Source organism: Thermococcus sp., from assembly GCF_027052235.1.
Classification (GTDB): Archaea; Methanobacteriota_B; Thermococci; order Thermococcales; family Thermococcaceae; genus Thermococcus.
Genome location: NZ_JALUFF010000065.1, coordinates 13,206 through 28,729 on the forward strand (window position 1 = coordinate 13,206; position 15,524 = coordinate 28,729).

12 protein-coding genes are annotated in these 15,524 nt (G+C 49.8%); 4 read left to right on the forward strand and 8 right to left on the reverse strand.

Annotation, left to right across the window (positions count from 1 at the left end):
- Nucleotides 1-15 precede the first annotated feature (15 nt).
- From cas3 to MVC73_RS08970, 7 genes are all read right to left on the reverse strand, one after another.
- Nucleotides 16-2,634 (reverse strand): CRISPR-associated helicase Cas3', encoded by a 2,619-nt coding sequence (gene cas3 / locus MVC73_RS08940; protein WP_297509966.1) that lies wholly within the window; start codon nucleotides 2,632-2,634, stop codon nucleotides 16-18.
- Nucleotides 2,634-3,467, reverse strand: a complete 834-nt coding sequence (gene cas5b / locus MVC73_RS08945) for a type I-B CRISPR-associated protein Cas5b (protein ID WP_297509969.1) — start codon at nucleotides 3,465-3,467, stop codon at nucleotides 2,634-2,636. Before cas5b ends, cas3 begins: the two co-directional genes overlap by 1 nt.
- The gene (gene cas7i, locus MVC73_RS08950) at nucleotides 3,467-4,666 is read right to left on the reverse strand and encodes a type I-B CRISPR-associated protein Cas7/Cst2/DevR (protein ID WP_297509972.1); all 1,200 of its coding nucleotides are present in this window, start codon (nucleotides 4,664-4,666) and stop codon (nucleotides 3,467-3,469) included. Before cas7i ends, cas5b begins: the two co-directional genes overlap by 1 nt.
- Complete coding sequence (locus MVC73_RS08955) at nucleotides 4,666-4,974, reverse strand: hypothetical protein (protein WP_297509975.1); 309 nt, start codon at nucleotides 4,972-4,974, stop codon at nucleotides 4,666-4,668. Before MVC73_RS08955 ends, cas7i begins: the two co-directional genes overlap by 1 nt.
- Nucleotides 4,934-6,763, reverse strand: coding sequence for a hypothetical protein (locus tag MVC73_RS08960; RefSeq protein WP_297509978.1), 1,830 nt, complete (start codon nucleotides 6,761-6,763; stop codon nucleotides 4,934-4,936). The genes MVC73_RS08955 and MVC73_RS08960 overlap by 41 nt, the downstream gene beginning before the upstream one ends.
- Nucleotides 6,744-7,529 carry a CRISPR-associated endoribonuclease Cas6 gene (gene cas6, locus MVC73_RS08965; RefSeq protein ID WP_297509981.1) on the reverse strand — a complete coding sequence of 262 codons (786 nt, stop codon included), beginning with the start codon at nucleotides 7,527-7,529 and terminating at the stop codon, nucleotides 6,744-6,746. Before cas6 ends, MVC73_RS08960 begins: the two co-directional genes overlap by 20 nt.
- A 111-nt stretch (nucleotides 7,530-7,640) precedes the next feature.
- A complete protein-coding gene (locus MVC73_RS08970) occupies nucleotides 7,641-8,339 on the reverse strand; it encodes an acetate--CoA ligase family protein (RefSeq protein ID WP_297509985.1) in 699 nt (232 codons plus the stop codon).
- A gap of 138 nt (nucleotides 8,340-8,477) precedes the next feature.
- Between MVC73_RS08970 and MVC73_RS08975 the strand changes: the two genes are divergently transcribed.
- Nucleotides 8,478-9,770: a DUF4139 domain-containing protein gene (locus MVC73_RS08975; protein ID WP_297509988.1), complete on the forward strand. Its 1,293-nt coding sequence runs from the start codon at nucleotides 8,478-8,480 to the stop codon at nucleotides 9,768-9,770.
- On the opposite strand, the gene MVC73_RS08980 is transcribed toward MVC73_RS08975, so the two are convergent.
- On the reverse strand, nucleotides 9,757-9,993 hold the full coding sequence (locus tag MVC73_RS08980; RefSeq protein WP_297510000.1) for a hypothetical protein: 237 nt from the start codon (nucleotides 9,991-9,993) through the stop codon (nucleotides 9,757-9,759). The genes MVC73_RS08975 and MVC73_RS08980 overlap by 14 nt on opposite strands.
- Nucleotides 9,994-10,084: 91 nt before the next feature.
- Between MVC73_RS08980 and MVC73_RS08985 the strand changes: the two genes are divergently transcribed.
- The 3 genes from MVC73_RS08985 to trmBL2 all read left to right on the forward strand — a co-directional run bounded on the left by MVC73_RS08985 (nucleotide 10,085) and on the right by trmBL2 (nucleotide 15,409).
- Nucleotides 10,085-10,624 (forward strand): hypothetical protein, encoded by a 540-nt coding sequence (locus tag MVC73_RS08985; RefSeq protein ID WP_297510002.1) that lies wholly within the window; start codon nucleotides 10,085-10,087, stop codon nucleotides 10,622-10,624.
- Nucleotides 10,625-10,675: 51 nt separating this feature from the next.
- Nucleotides 10,676-14,350, forward strand: a complete 3,675-nt coding sequence (gene rgy, locus MVC73_RS08990) for a reverse gyrase (protein ID WP_297509991.1) — start codon at nucleotides 10,676-10,678, stop codon at nucleotides 14,348-14,350.
- 264 nt (nucleotides 14,351-14,614) lie between these two features.
- Nucleotides 14,615-15,409, forward strand: a complete 795-nt coding sequence (trmBL2, locus tag MVC73_RS08995; RefSeq protein ID WP_297510004.1) for an HTH-type transcriptional regulator TrmBL2 — start codon at nucleotides 14,615-14,617, stop codon at nucleotides 15,407-15,409.
- Nucleotides 15,410-15,524: the final 115 nt, after the last annotated feature.

A 15,524-nucleotide genomic window follows, 5' to 3' on the forward strand; every position in this document is an offset into this window, starting at 1 on the left:
AGTTAGGAGTGTAATTCACAGGATGCTCCCCTCGTCGAGGTCCTTTCCCACAACATCGTCAACTCCATACTCCCAAAGCTTCTTTGCTATTTCTTTGTCCCACGTTAGAACCACTGGATAGCCCTTGAAGGTGTTGCGTAGCGCATGCTGCAGGTTTCCATCTCTGAGGATAAACCAGATGGGGACGTTGACTGAAAACTCTTGGAGTATCTTCCTGAGCTCCCATCTGCCGATTTCGCGTCCAAGCTCTTGGGAAAGCTTTTTTGTTACGTCGCTCCAGCTGAGTCTAAAGTTATTGGAGTTCTTCAGCAACTCCCCGAACTTCTTTACTGTTTCACTGTAACCGTAATCAGTCATCAAGTATGGAACCACGAAGTACATTCCACCCATCTGGCGGAAGACTCTCTGGGCCTCGCTCTTCTTTTCTAGTGTGAAGTAATCGAGCTTTGTGAGGAGCATTTCAATCTGCGCTTTGTAATTCTCAAGTATTCTATCGTTATAAACTTCGTTTATAGCGTTCCTTTCGTTTTCGTATCCGAGGAGTCTCCCTTCGAGTGAGCCGATCACTTCAATGGTTTTTTGGAGCACCTTTAAGCCAATATTCCCTCCATACACTGCCCTCGTCCCCCGGTCAATGCCAGAGAACACGACGATGTTGGGAGAATCCCCATTGTAATCAGTTCTTCTGTTCCTGTAGACCCTACCCCATCTCTGAACCTGGCTGTCTATCGGTGAGATTTCGGTTATCATAGCGTCGAAGTCAAGATCCACCGAGGCCTCAACTACCTGAGTCGCTATGAGAATTACCCACTTGCCCTTATCGAGCTTGGACTTAACTTCATTTATTATTTTCTCTTTTCTTTTCTCTGGAAGGCGCGAATGGAGAAGATATACCTCCCATTCCTCAACCTGCTCCGAAAGGCTTTTGTAAGCCTCTATCGCCTTCTTTACGTTATTGAGAACCACCATGAGACTCCTAAAGTCGTGTTCTCTGAACTTATCAATTGTTGAGAGAACATCTTCAACGCCTACAAACTCCACGCCACTATCGGTATAGCGGAAAAGATTACTTCCCACGAGCTTGATGAGGTGTCTTTTAAGATGGAGGTTCTTGACGTTGAGTCCATTCTTCTCAGCTTCTTCAAGGACATCTACGATTTCAAATCCCTCTTTTTTAAGGAAATGCTCAACGTGTGGTGGCAGAGTCGCAGTAATTACAAGCACTTTCCCACCAGCCCTTTTTATAAGCTGGAGCGTTTTCAGGAAGACCGCCGCCATCTCTGGGGTGTAAGCTTGAACCTCATCCACGACTATGCAGGATTCGGGGTAGACTGAAACGACCTTATCCGAGCCATAGTAGTTCAGACCCGTTAGAAACACCTGGTCGGGTGTTGATAGCATTACCGGCATAGCAAGAAGCCCAGCAGAGTTCACTTTCTTCTCAACCTCAATGTCACTCCCGGAGCCTTCCACGTACTCCATGAAAGCCGTTGAGTGAAGCAGGCCGACAGATTCCCTATCAAAGTATTCCTCCGAGAGTCGTCTGTAGAGGTCGTTTAGTGCTACCCTAAGTGGAAGCGTGTAGAGTAGCTTACCCCTTCTCTTTGCCCATAGAACACCGAGCTCGGTCTTCCCAGAGCCTGTGGGTGCGACAACAACTAGGTAGTCTGAATCCTTTTTAGATAATAACTCCTCCTGCCAGAGCTTTCCGGGAGAAATTTTCCAGTCCTTTAGCCTTTCCGCAATCTTTCTCCTTATCCTCTCTTCAACATCACCAAAAACTTTCGAAATATCGAGAGCGCTTTCGATTGGAAAATCGCCGCTTGAGGAGTAATCGCACCTTCTCAGCGTACCCAGAAATACCAGAAAATCAACGTCAATCTCTTTGGGATTGTAAAGCTGAACGCTCTCCGACAAATCATCATCCCAGGTTTCCACTTTCTCTTTCAGGGCCTTTATGCCCAAAAAATCCGGCCTTAGCTCAGCAACAGCCTCCTTGATGAAGTTTTCGTCTAATCCCCTCTCGATGGCTCTGAGATAGTCCTCCAGGAATTTTTTAAGCTCTCTTTTCTTTGAGACTAGAAAATCTAGATATTTTTCCACGTCATCCGGGTAAAGCTCAACTATATGGGAGAACTCTTTGTCGTCGGAGAAGAATTCGTTGTAGTGATGAAGAAGAACCGCCGTTCTGATTTTTGCATCCCTCTCTGAGTTACCGAGTAATCCAGCGCTCCAGAGAACCGATAGGACTTCATGACGGGCCTTTATGCCCTCACTTTTGTTAAGCAACGTAATTAGTTCTGTAGGGAGCTCCCTACCATAAAGTCTCCTCTGAAAGTCGAGGCTTATCTTGCCAAGGTCGTGGATGATTATCGCCTTTGCTAAATCCTTGAAAAGTTCAAAACGCTCTTGGGGATTCCCAAGGGGCTTGTAGATTATAGTCTCTCCGAGATTCTCAATGAACCTATAAAGTTCAACGCATCTCTCCAGTGCGGATTTTATGTGGTCAATTAGCAAAACGTCGCCTTCTCCGCTTTTTGCCCTGAGAAGAGATACTAGTGGAAGTTCTCTCCCAGAGGCGTCTTGGGTGTTGTTATCCTTTATGAGGAACCCATCTATCTTTGCCTGTGGCATTACAACCACCCACTTGCTTTTTCATCAGCTACGACCTTGAGAGGGACATCATCAAGGGGGTATTCTTCGAGCTTGACTTTATTTTTAAACTTGAGAAACGTCCAAGCACCAACGTAGATTACTGACTCAAATTTTACATCTCTGAAAGTTTCGGCGTTTATCTCCGCCTTGTGCTTTACAGGGTTCCCGTTGTTCTTGAAGACCACCCTAACTGGGGTGGAATACGTCGAGTACTCCTTCTTCCTCAGCATCTCAATGGGCACTCTGACGTAGGTTGGATATCTAATCGCTACCTCCTGTGCCCTCTTTTCTTTCCCCTCAATGAACCCGACCCTTCTCAAGAAGACAACGTCCTCGCTTCTGCCCAGTGATAGAACTTTTTTGGGCCTATCAATGGCCTCTTTGATCTCACCAAGGAAGTCTTTATCTCCTCTGATGAGGATGTAGAGCCAGCCGTTGAAGAGTTCCTGCTGGAGGACCGGGCTTCTCTGTGAAGTTATCGGAAAACCGTAGAGGGGGAGGTTTTGGTTCCAGAGTGTGGGCCTGCCCTTAAAATGAACTATGGATATCCCGGTCTTTGTTGCCTTTATCAGTTGCTGATAGTTCCAGAAGACGCTCTCGAATCCCCCATGAACACTGACCTTAAGGCTCCACCAGTTATCAATTCCTCTCTCCTTGCCGTACCAATCGTTAAGCGCATTTTGGAGCATACCTATTATCGTTGACTTCGGCGGTAGAGGGTAAGTCTGGGCGTAGTAAAAGGTGAAAGGATTACGGTACTGGGCAAAGGGCTGGAACAGTTCTATGAGCAGGGTCTTCTCGGCCATAGTCATCACTCGAGCCTAACTTCTACGCTTGGATCTTTGAAGACCTTCACCTCGGAGAGTTTCTTTTCTTTGGAGGTCTCTTCTTTGGAGGTAAAGAGATTCTCGACAAGTTTGAGAACCTCCGATTCATTAAGATTCTCAACTGTTGTGCCCTCGGGAAGCCCTGAAATCCTAAATATTGGCTTCCTGTTCCTGGAGACTACGTGCTTTATCATTACAACTTTCTTTCCGTTCTCCTCGCGTTCCTCGATTTCATCGTACTCCTCCTCGCTGTACTCGTCGATAAGCTCAATTCTGTCCTTAAACGTCTGGTAAGCTGTGTCTTTGTAAACTCCGAGGACTAGGAGTCTAGGTCTGAGGTCTTCCTCCCTGCCTTTGATTGAGCGTTTTAAACTTAGTAAACCCTTTATGAGATTCTTTACTCGCTTTTCCTTTCCCTCGGGAGACAGCGAGTACTTGATGTGGACCAGTTTGTTGTTAATTTTTTCAAAGGACTCGAGCTTAACTTTCTCGCTCTGGACGAGTTCTTTTTTCTCTTTTTTGCCCTTGAGGATGAACTTGACCCTGCCATCCTCGTTAACAACATCTTCGATTTTCATCTTTATCTCTTTGTTCTCCTGGTCTCTTCCGAGGGTAACGTCACTGCCGAGTGTTACGAAAACATCAACTGCCCCAACCTCGTTAAGGTCAACGACGAGTGAGTAAAGGTAAAATGTCTCGTGCTCCTCTGCGGTGAACGGATTCGGCTTCATCTCTCCGTAAACCTTTCTCATCCTGTTAGCCATGCCGAGGTTGGCGTTGAAGAGTGCATCGTAGTTGAAAGGTGTCATCGAAACTGCGTGGCTTAACTTCGCTGGGGCACTCCTGAAGTTCTGCGGCGTGGTAGATGTTATTAAGTATCCAAAGATATCGAACTCGGGATACAGAAGTATTTCTCCAGTGAGGAGAAGATCCGTCGCAGGCTGTATTACGGTATTGTCCCCGCTACCAGCACGGTGGAGCTTTTCGCCCTCGGCAATATTCCACAGACCAAGTTTCTTCCCAGTTTCAAGGAGACTGTACCTCAGCGCATACCTGCTGACAAGGGTGTACTGTCTGCCGTCCCAGCGGGTTATCTTCTTCAGCTCCTGATAGTTCCCGCTCCCCTGGTCGTAGTTGAGGGAGCTCCCGTAAAAGACCACATCCATAACCAGAAACCTTCCCATCAGCTTTCACCTCCGGCCATTATGCCGAGTATGACGGAGTAGGCAACCTTCTCAAAATCTGCTTCCGAAGAAGGAAAGACTTCCATAAGCACAGAAGCAAGTTCCCTGGCCTTGGGATTGTCCTTTGAATGGGCGTTAAGGGCTCTCAGGAGAATCCACAGAAACCTGTCTTGGTCGTTTGCCTTGACGGCGTTCAGCAGGTCGAAGACAAGCTTCTGGCGGTAGTTATCCGAGCCGGCTTTGCCGAGAACGTCTTTGCTTAGGGTCTTAATCCTCCGCAACATCCTGTCCTGAACCGACATCCTCACCGCCTCCAACAAAGCCAACAACAAGAGCCAAGGCGAAATCCTCCCAAGAGGCATCGTTGTTTAAAATTCGCCTGAAGATGTAGTTGTTAATCGTCGTAACTTTGTCCCTGCTTTTAGCCTGAAGGAGCGCTTTGAGGAGGATGTTGACGAAGGCATTTCTGTTGTGCCTCCTTAACGCTGAAAAGAGTGGGTGAATCAGGTTCTTTCCGCCAATTTCGGAGGAAACCGCCTTGATCACTGTGGCGATGTAGCTCATATCCTTGTAGAAGTCCTTCACATCAACTGCCGCTCGATTTGGGCGCTCAAAGAAGGCTTTGTCAAATATAGCTTTGAATGTTCCTTTCTGTCTTAACTTCGAATCAATTGCTAGGGCGTAGAGACTGGCTCTCTGGTTAAGGAAGCCGTTCTTTTTCACGGCATTCCAAAGGTGCTTTGAAATCACAGGATAAAGTGGCTTTTGTTTTATGAATTCGCCTAGAAGCCAGATGTTTGAATCTCCGATAGGTATCGAAACGTTTAGGGCATCTCTAATATTGTCATCGAGGATTATTGAGGCGTACAGTTTGGGGATACCTATATATTCGACATTTACAAGGTTCTGCTGGTTTATTCCTTTGAACTGGATGAGATACATATTTTCAAGGCTCCATTTTGCTTTTTCTTCTGTGATGGTATCAATAACAGCTTGCCACGTTACTCGGAATATCGATCGTTTTTCAGACACCTGCTTGAGAAGCACTCTAAGGCGCTTATTGACGCGGTATGAAAATTCAAGTGTGGAACCATAGAAAAATACGTAGCCAATGCCCCTTACCTGGTTAAATGCGTTAAGGAAGTTCAAGAGATATACGAAGATATATTTGGAATATTGTAACAATGGCTCAATCCTAAGAGGAGTATAATAGACATTCGAAAACTCCGAGTCCGACGGTAAGAACTTGCTTAGTGTTTTGTCAATCTTAGATAGGTACTTCGAATACTCAGCATTTCCGTTAATGAGATTCCATGTGTCCTCAAGTTGCTCCAATATTCCCCTACTATAATTGAAAAACAAATAGTTCTTATAGAAGCCACTGTCTACAGGAATTCTGAAGAATCGGGATTTCTTTGCCAGGATACTTTGGTTAGCTTTAACTTTCTCCCAGCGACTCTTTAAATACTCTTCGAGCTCCTTATGGATATTCAAGGTATCTCTTATTAATTCCAAGCAGTTATTAGGATCTCCATCATATTGAGATATTGCATTTTCAAGTGTTTCAAGCTCCTCAAGTGTAAACTTGTGTTTGTTATTTTCAAAAAACTTCTTTCGTTTTCCAAGAAGTGATTTGATAAATTCCTCACACCCATTAAGTTTGTTAAGTGCATCTTCTCTTTTTCTAATGAGTTCTCCATATCTTTCATCGTCGTACTCTGGCTTTAACTTTCCCGTCTTGTTGTCTAAGATTTCCTTTTCATACATTTTCCCTAACTTCCAAAACAACCAATCATCTTTGAACACCTTAACAATGAGATTCCACCATACTTTTTCCAATAAGTCTCTTCCTTTCTCCGTTGATTGCTCTATTGTTTGAAGAGCTTTTCTTGTCACGTTTTGTCTTTTGTTTTTTGAGAGTTTGTAAAAATAAGCCAGCGGGAAATAACCATAATACACCTTCTCCGGCTCTTTCTTGATCTTTTCCTGCAGCTTCTCCAAGTCCCAACCGTAGACCTCTTCCATCAAATTAACAAAGCCTAAAATTCCGGCATCAATGAACCAGTTGCCTGTAAACCTAAGTTCTTCTTCTCCCATCAACCTTCACCATTCCAAAACCAATGGAGTTCTTCTCCCCGAAGCCGGCTAAATAACCCACCCTAAGAAGGCCCTCGTCGCCCCTCGCACGGAAGACCAGATGCCACGCCCTCTGGTAGATGCCGGGCTTTACCTCGAAGCGCTTCGGCTTGGCGAGATATACCCTGACCTCCAGTTCGCCGCTCTCGGGCGGTTTCCCCGTTAAAGCTGCGTACTTCTCGATGAGGTTCTCTCTGAGATGCTCGTAGAACTCCGGGTCTGTAGGTGCCAGATCGTAGCTCCTCGGCTTTCCAAAGAGGGGTCTCGTTGTTGAAACCGCTATCGGCGAAAGGGTAACCAGCTTCTTGCCGCTCAGCCTTTCAGGCTCGTAGAGGGCCCGGATCTCCCTCAGGATGAACCGCTCGCCCCATAGCTCGACCTCGGGTTTTTCGAGCAGTCCGCCTATGAACGCCTCCGCTATCTCGGGGACAGCTGTGGAAAAGTAGAAGTAAGCCCCGCCGCGGCCGAGGAAGTAGGGTCTTCTCTCCACGAACTCCCGCCTCTCCGTCATGAAAAGGGAGTACGTGAAGAACTTTGGAACCCTGGGATTGTGGAGCTTTAAGCTGAGCTCGGGGTCTTTCCGCTGGATTCTCCTGTAGATGAGCCCCTGGATGTAGTGAAGGTGGTTGAACGGAACCCTGTAGGGTTCTCTTCCCGGTGAGAGTCTTATTGCAAAACGCAAGGTCTCACCCCTCATCATGAAAGTTACAGAATGTATTGAGTTCATTCTTTATAACTTTTTCTCCGGCTCGGAGTATCAAAAGCATGCTGAAAAGTGTTCATACCAGAAAAGAAAGGTGAGTAACAGCGAGGAGTTTAAATAGAAGAAGGAGAGCACTCAGAGAAGCATCCTCGCGTCAACGGCTATGGCAGAGTCCTCATAGGCGAATATCGGGTTGATGTCGAGCTCCTTAATCTCGGGAAGCTCAAGGGCGAGCTCGCCGACCTTGACGATGATGTCTGCAAGGGCGTCAATATCTACCGGCTTCTCCCCGCGCGCCCCCGCTAATATCGGGTATGCCTTTATCTCCTTTATCATCTCAAGGGCCTCTTCCTTCGTTATCGGAGCGACGCGGAAGCTTACGTCCTTGAGTATCTCAACGAAGATTCCACCGAGGCCGAACATCACTGCTGGACCGAACTGCGGGTCGCGAATCATACCGACTATGACCTCCTTGCCGAGCGGGAGCATCTTGTAAATGATGACGCCCCAGAGGTCGGCATCTGGCTTGTACTCCCTTGCGTTCTCCATTATCTCCCTGAAGGCCTTTCTCGCCTCTTCATCGTTCTTGATGTTTATCTTGACGCCGCCGGCGTCGCTCTTGTGGATGATCTGCGGGGAGACTATCTTCATAACGACCGGGTAGCCGATCTCCCTTGAGAACTCTACAGCCTCTTCCTCGTTGGTGGCAACCTTGAAGTCCGGGACGGGGATGCCGTAGAGTCTGAGTATCTCCTTCGCCTCGGGCTCGACAAGGGGCCTGTTCTCGGCCTTCGCCTTCTCAATTATCTCCTTGGCCTTTTCAATCCTGTCCATAGCAATCACCCCGTAAGCCTGACGGTTGTGAGTAGCCCGGGGCGGTTAAAAGGGTTTCCATTTGACAACTTCAGCTCGGTTTGAAGCTATGGTCTGGTTATAAATACGATGAGCGCGTAGTTATTAACGGTGAGCCGTATGAGAAAGAAAGGCATTCTTGCCGTCGCGGGTGCTTTGATAATCCTCTTTGCAGTCTTCACCTTCCACAGTGAGAGCGCCGTTTCGAGCAACACAACCGTTGTGCTCTACAACTCGGCCAAGATAGGTGTCGTCGAGGAGGTTAAGGGGGTTGAACTTGAGGCGGGCCTGAACGACGTCCCCCTTGAGGAGCTGGCCGGACTCGACGTGGCGGAGGCCGTTGTGAGACCCCTTGATAAGGGCGTGGAGGTTCTCGGGATATTTGCCCGGAACCCGACCGGAACGTACAGCGCCAACGTCGGAAGCGAAGTCGAGGTGAAGCTCAAGGACGGGGAAACAATCTCGGGCAAGTTCCTCGGGCTAAAGGACGGGAAGATAGCAATCGAAGGGGACGGCTATTACCTCATCGAGCCGGGGGAGGTCGTCTATTTCAAGGTCAGAAAACTCGGCGAGAAGGGGAGCGTTTACGCTGTCCTGAAGGCCGAGAAAGCGGGCAAATACAGGGTGAGCATCACATACCGGGTCGATAACATGGGCTGGGAGAGCAGGTACAGGCTCTACCTCGGAGAGGAGGCTGAACTCCAGGGCTACGTCGTCATAAACAACCCAACGGCACTGAACTTCAAGGGTGCGAAGGTTCTCCTAGTTGCCGGGAGCGTCCAGTTCTACGGCTTCCAGCCGAGGATTCTCTACGCCAAGGCCGAGTCAACCTCTGAGGTCCAGGTCGGTCAGCCTGAGAAGGTTGAGGCCTTCTACCTCTACAGGCTCGGCATAGTTGATCTGAAGGCGTCGAGCACCTCGGTCTATCCCTACGTTCACATTGAGAGCCCCTTTGAGAGGCAGTACCTCTACGAGAGCTGGGCCTACAGCAGGAGCGGGCCCGTCTACGAGTCCGTCTCCTTCAAGACCGACAAGGTTCTTCCCGCTGGAGTGGTGGAGATTTACAGGGAAACCGAGGACGGCCCTCTCCTCATCGGGGAAACGAGAATCGGACACACACCCAAGGGAGACACCGTGAGAATAGGGGTGGGCAGGGATTACGACCTTAGGGGAACGACGACTGTTCTGGAGGAGCGCCACGATGACGGAAAGGCCTACTACAAGATAAGGATAACGATAGAAAACTTCGGCAACGAGACCAAGACTGTGATAGTGAGGCACCACAAGAGGGGGAAGCTGATAAGCTCGACCGTTGAGCCACTTGAGGAGACCGCTGACTACGTTGAGTTTCAACTCACGGTGAAGCCCGGGGAAAAGAAGGAGATAGTCTTTGACTACGCTAGCTCTTCCTGAGGGTTATTTCAAATCTTTTATCCCCTTTTGTTATGTCCATGACGAGGCTCTTGTCGTAGTCTATGAACTTCGTGCTCAGGACGGTGTAGCCCTCCTTGGAGAGAAAGTCGGCCATCTTGAGGCCAAGGTCATCGAAGAACTCCGCGGCCATCGTTGCAAGACTCGGCTCCTCTATGCCTAACTCATCGTGATAACGCCTTGCCAGCTCGAAGACATCGACCATGGACACCACCGAGAATAGTATCCCCCCGGACTAAAAACCCTTTCGCCGAAAGGCTTAAATTTCCGGTCTCTAACCCACTGCAGTGGTAAGCATGGACGGGGAGACAAGGAAGAAGGGAGAGCGTTATTATCGCTCTGGAAAGGTTATCTGGGTTGTAAAAGCCGGGGAGAGGCTATACGGCAAGGTTCTCGGGACGTATCCCTACTATCCCTCCCTAAACCTGAAGACGGGGGAAAGCATCTGCACCTGCCCCCTCGGAGGGGACTGCAAGCACGTCGCCTCGATTCTGGTCGCATACGAGAAGGGTACATACTTCGAGGGAGACAACCTGTCCGAGCTGAACCCCGAGGCGAGCGCGTGGAGCTTTCTCGTCCATGCCCCCGAGCTGGCCCTCGACGTTTCGATAAAGGAGCTCCTCTTCTCCCTTCGGAGCGACGAGAGCGGAAGCGAGACTGCCAGGCTTTTCATGAGGGCCCTCAAGCTTGTCGAAAAAAGCGGACGGGCTGAGTACCTCCACGTCCTTGAGGAGGTTCTCGACGAGTTCTCGGCCCTCTTCCCCGATTATCTCCTAACCGAAAGACTCAGAAAAAGTTTTCAATCGGTCAATTCGGCCCTCCAGCGGGCCCGCTGATAACCCTTATAAACATCGACTCCCCTAAACTAAGACCTAGAGGGTGGAAAAATGAAGGCCATCTACCGGGAGATGTGCCCAAACTGCTCCGGCAGAATTTCCGATGAGAGACTAGTCGCCAAGAATCCCTGCGAGAACTGTCTCCAACGTCCTATCACCGCTCAGGATTATTTTCAGCTCGTGAGTGAAGTGAGAAAGGCCCTTAAAGAGGCCGGAACACTAAAGAGGTGGGATGAAATCTACCGCCTCGAAAAGGGGCTTAAGGACGTTGAAAGGCTCTTTGAGAAGGCAACCGGGTTCAGGTTCTGGAGCGCTCAAAGGACGTGGGTGAAGAGGCTCCTCAAGGGAAGGAGCTTTTCGATAATAGCCCCGACCGGAATGGGCAAGAGCACCTTTGGGGCTTTCATGAGCCTCTGGCATGCAAAAAAGGGAAAGAAGAGCTACATAGTCGTGCCCACAACCCCCCTCGTCATCCAGACGGTCAAGAAGATAGAGGCGATGCGCGAGAGGCTCGGGCTTGACGTCAGGCTCGCCTACTACCACGGCAACCTCAGGAAGAAGGAAAAAGAAGAAATGCTCGCCCTCATAGACTCTGGTGAGTACGACATCCTCGTAACGAGCGCCCAGTGGCTGGCTAGGAACTTCGAGGACAAGCTGAAGGGGAGGCACTTCGACTTCATCTTTGTTGATGACGTTGACGCTTTTCTGAAGGCGAGCAAGAACATAGACCGCTCCCTCTATTTACTCGGTTTCAACGAGGAGACGATCCAGAAGGCCTGGGAGATAGTGAGGCTCAAGAAGGGCATGGCCCGCTACCTCAACGGGAACTCGGAGGACAAAAACGAGAAGCTTAAGGAGCTTAACAGGCAGATAGAGAAAATCCAGAGGGAGATTGAGTCCTACAAGAGGAAGAATAAGATAGGAGTTATGATTATAGCCTCGGCCACCGGAAGGGCGCGGGGCGACAGGATAAAGCTCTACCGCGAGTTGCTCGGCTTTGAGGTCGGAAGCGGGAGGAGCGCCCTCAGGAACGTCGTTGACAGCTATCTTAAGCCGACCAAGGACGTCAAGGAACATGTAGCAGAGCTGTTGAAAAGGCTCGGCAAGGGCGGGCTGATTTTCGTCCCCATCGACCAGGGACTCGGCTACGCTGAAGAGCTCGTGAACTACCTCCGCGAGCGCGGATTTAAGGTCGAACTCGCAAGCTCAAAGAACAGGAAGGCCGTTGAGAGGTTTGAAAACGGAGAGGCAGACTACCTTGTTGGCGTCGCTACTTACTACGGCTCAATCGTGAGGGGCCTCGATTTACCCCACCTAATACGCTACGCCGTCTTCACCGGTGTGCCGAAGTTCCGCTTTTCAATAGACCTTGAGAGACCGACAATCTACAGGGCTCTGGGCCTTCTAAGCGAGGTCATGGACTTCCTGAGTGAAGAGGACAGGAAAACTGCCGAAAGGCTACACGCAAGACTCAGGAGGCTCATAAGGAACATACCTCAGTTCGAGCTGATGAAGATAGAGGAGGCCTTAGCCGAGGGTCTGCCGATAGAGAACGACTTCCACAGGACGGTTCTCGGTGTTTTCCGCGAGCTCGTGGAGTTTCTGAGGAGAGTTCTCCACGATGAGGAAGTTCTGAAGAAGCTTGCCGAAGACCCCTTCGTTAGCCTGACGAAGGAAGAGGGCATGTGGTTCATCGAGATACCCGACGTTAGAACCTACATTCAAGCAACGGGGAGAACGAGCAGGCTCTTCGCGGGCGGGATAACCAAGGGCCTGAGCGTTCTCATTGTTGACAACGAGAAGGTCTTCAACGGCCTCGTTAGGCAGATGCGCTGGCGCTTCACTGAGTTCAAGATGGTTCCCTTTGAGGAGCTGGATCTTGATGAGGTTCTTAGACAAATCGATGAGGACAGGGAGAAGGTTCGCCTTGTAATGGAGGGCAAGATAAGCGCCAGGGTAAAAGACCTCGTGAAGTCCTCACTCATGATAGTCGAGAGCCCCAACAAGGCAAGAACCATAGCGAACTTCTTCGGCCAGCCGAGCAAGACGAGGATAGGCGATCTGGTTGCCTACGAAGTGAGCATAGGGAACAGGATGCTGACGATTTTAGCCAGCGGGGGCCATATGTTCGACCTCGTTACAAACGAAGGCTACCACGGCGTCCTCGTTGAGAGCAACGGAGATATGCTGAAGTTCATACCGATTTACGACACTATAAAGAGGTGTCGCGACTGCGGGCATCAGTTCGTTGACTGGGAGAAGAAAGGCGTCTGCCCGCGCTGTGGTTCCACAAACGTGCGCGATGCCTTTGAGAACGTTATAGCCATGCGTGAACTGGCGCAGGAGGTTGACGAGATACTCATCGCGACCGACCCAGATACCGAGGGAGAGAAGATAGCATGGGACATAAGGAACATTCTCAGCCCATACACGCCGAACATCAAGAGGACGGAGTTCCACGAGGTTACGAGGCCGGCCATACTAAGGGCCATTGAAGAGGCTAGAGACGTAAACGAGAACCGCGTCGAGGCCCAGATAGTCAGGAGGATAGAGGACAGGTGGATAGGCTTCGAGCTTAGCGGTGAGCTCCAGAGGGTCTTTGAAAACAGAAACCTCTCCGCCGGCAGGGTTCAGACGCCCGTTTTGGGCTGGATAATCGAGCGCTATAAGGAGTTCAGCGAGAGCGAGACCTACTTCCTTGGCCTGACCCTTGAGAACGGCCTTCAGGTTACGGTTGAGATAGGAAAGGAAGGAAAGGACGTCGAGCCACCCGAGTACGTCACGGTTGAGGAGGTTCAGATTGAGGAGAGGGAGCTCAACCCAGCACCGCCGTACACCACCGATGCAATGCTGAAGGATGCATCAACCTTCCTCAAGCTTTCGGCGCCCGAGACGATGAGATTAGCTCAGGATCTGTTCGAGGCGGGGCTGACGAGCTATCACCGCACAGACAGCACTCATGTTAGCAACACCGGAATAGAGATAGCGAAGGAGTACATAACCCAGGAAATAGGCGAGGAGTACTTTAAGCCGAGGCACTGGGGCGAAGAAGGAACCCACGAGGCGATAAGGCCGACGAGGCCGATAGATACAGGAAGGCTGATGCAGCTCGTTCGCGATGGAGTAATCCAGCTCCCGAGAAACCTGACGAGGAACCACTACCGCCTGTACGACATGATATTCAGGCGCTTTATGACGAGCCAGATGGTTCCGGCGAAGATACTCTATGAAAAGGCCCTCATAAACGCGGGTCTTGCAAAGACTGAGGTCGAAGGCTACGTTGAAATCATCGAGGACGGCTGGACGAGGCTCAGGAATCCACCGCTCAGGCAGATACCGAGGCTGGAGAAGGGAGCGAAGTTGAAGGTCGTTGAGGCCAAGAAGTGGAAGGCACCTAAGGTTCCACTCTACACGCAGGGCGACATAATAGCCCTGATGAAGGAGAGGAAGATAGGAAGGCCCTCAACGTACGCCAAGATAGTTGAGACACTCCTCAGGAGGGGCTACGTCGTTGAGACCAAGGGCAGGAAGAAGCTGGTACCGACTGAGAAGGGCATAAAGGTCTACCACTACCTCGTCAGCAAATACCGCGACCTCGTCAGCGAGGAGAGAACTAGGGAGCTTGAGGAGATAATGGACAGGATAGAGGAGGGCAAAGCGGACTACCAGGAAGTTCTAAATGACCTTTATAGGGAAATAAGAAGGTACATTTATGGAGAAGGATAGTTCTCCCAGTTTAAATTTTCTTAAATTGTTGTAACATTATTAAATGTTTCTTCTGCTGAGTTCTTTAAAATTTTTGGCTGGATGCCAAAAAGCTTAAAATATGGCCAGAGTAACATCTTTGCATTATGATGCAACAGCGATCTTATAGGGCAAAGTCATTGATATCAACAGAAGATTGTGTCTTTCAAACACTCTGATAATTTGGAAAAAGCTTATAACCTTTGAAGTCCAGATACCAGTATAGAAAATTAGGTGGTGGTAAAAATGGTTAAGGACAGGATGGTGGAGCTCCTGCAGGAGCACTTTGAGTTGAACCTGTACGAGGCAAGGGCGTACGTTGCCCTGGTCGGCTTCGGTGTCCTCACGCCGGCCGAGCTGGCCAGCGTCTCAGAGGTTCCGGCGCCGAGAACCTACGACGTGCTCAGGAGTCTAGAGAAGAAGGGCTTTGCCATAAGCCAGCCGGGCAAGGTCAACAAGTACAGGCCGGTTCACCCCGAGAACATACTCGAGAAGTTCATACAGGACTGGCAGGAGCGCATAAAGGAAGAGCTTGAGGCCAAAAAGAAAGCCAAGGAAGAGCTTCTCCAGCTTATGAGGCCACTCATTGAGACCGAGATACCGAAGTACGGAGTCGAGCGTGTCTGGGTTGTCAGGGGAATCAGAAACGCAACTCTCAAGACGAGGGAGATGCTTGAGGGCGTCAAGGAGCAGATACTCCTCGCGGACGACGGCTACATAGCCATCAACCTCGAAGGGGACATCATAAAGGCCATAGACGGTGGCGCGAAGGCCAAGATAATAGTCACCGAGCCGATACTCAGGAGGCTTGAGGGCTCAAAGATACTGGACTACGCGAAGCAGGGCAAGCTGGAACTCAGAGTCCTCGACAAGTTCGAGCTTCCAATGCTCATCTGCGATGAGGAGGTCTTCTTCGCGCTCGAAGACATGGCAGCTAGATACTTCAACTACGAGACCCAGGTCTGGATAAGGGACTTCAGGATAAAGGCCCTCTTCGAGAGCAAGTTCAACGAGTACTGGGAGAAGGCCAAGAAGGTCTGATTTTCTATCTTTCTATTTTTGAAAAACAAGGAAGAACGGTCTAACGCCTTCTAACCTTTCGGGCAACAAGCACAGCTGTTACCATCAAGACTAAAAAAGCAGGTCCGCAGATGTT

Coding starts and splice junctions, on each gene's coding strand:
- cas3 (WP_297509966.1), bottom strand. CDS start 2,634: ATGCCACAGGCAAAGATAGATGGGTTCCTCATAAAGGATAACAACACC.
- cas5b (WP_297509969.1), bottom strand. CDS start 3,467: ATGACTATGGCCGAGAAGACCCTGCTCATAGAACTGTTCCAGCCCTTT.
- cas7i (WP_297509972.1), bottom strand. CDS start 4,666: ATGGGAAGGTTTCTGGTTATGGATGTGGTCTTTTACGGGAGCTCCCTC.
- MVC73_RS08960 (WP_297509978.1), bottom strand. CDS start 6,763: ATGGGAGAAGAAGAACTTAGGTTTACAGGCAACTGGTTCATTGATGCC.
- cas6 (WP_297509981.1), bottom strand. CDS start 7,529: ATGAACTCAATACATTCTGTAACTTTCATGATGAGGGGTGAGACCTTG.
- MVC73_RS08970 (WP_297509985.1), bottom strand. CDS start 8,339: ATGGACAGGATTGAAAAGGCCAAGGAGATAATTGAGAAGGCGAAGGCC.
- MVC73_RS08975 (WP_297509988.1), top strand. CDS start 8,478: ATGAGAAAGAAAGGCATTCTTGCCGTCGCGGGTGCTTTGATAATCCTC.
- MVC73_RS08980 (WP_297510000.1), bottom strand. CDS start 9,993: ATGGTCGATGTCTTCGAGCTGGCAAGGCGTTATCACGATGAGTTAGGC.
- MVC73_RS08985 (WP_297510002.1), top strand. CDS start 10,085: ATGGACGGGGAGACAAGGAAGAAGGGAGAGCGTTATTATCGCTCTGGA.
- rgy (WP_297509991.1), top strand. CDS start 10,676: ATGAAGGCCATCTACCGGGAGATGTGCCCAAACTGCTCCGGCAGAATT.
- trmBL2 (WP_297510004.1), top strand. CDS start 14,615: ATGGTTAAGGACAGGATGGTGGAGCTCCTGCAGGAGCACTTTGAGTTG.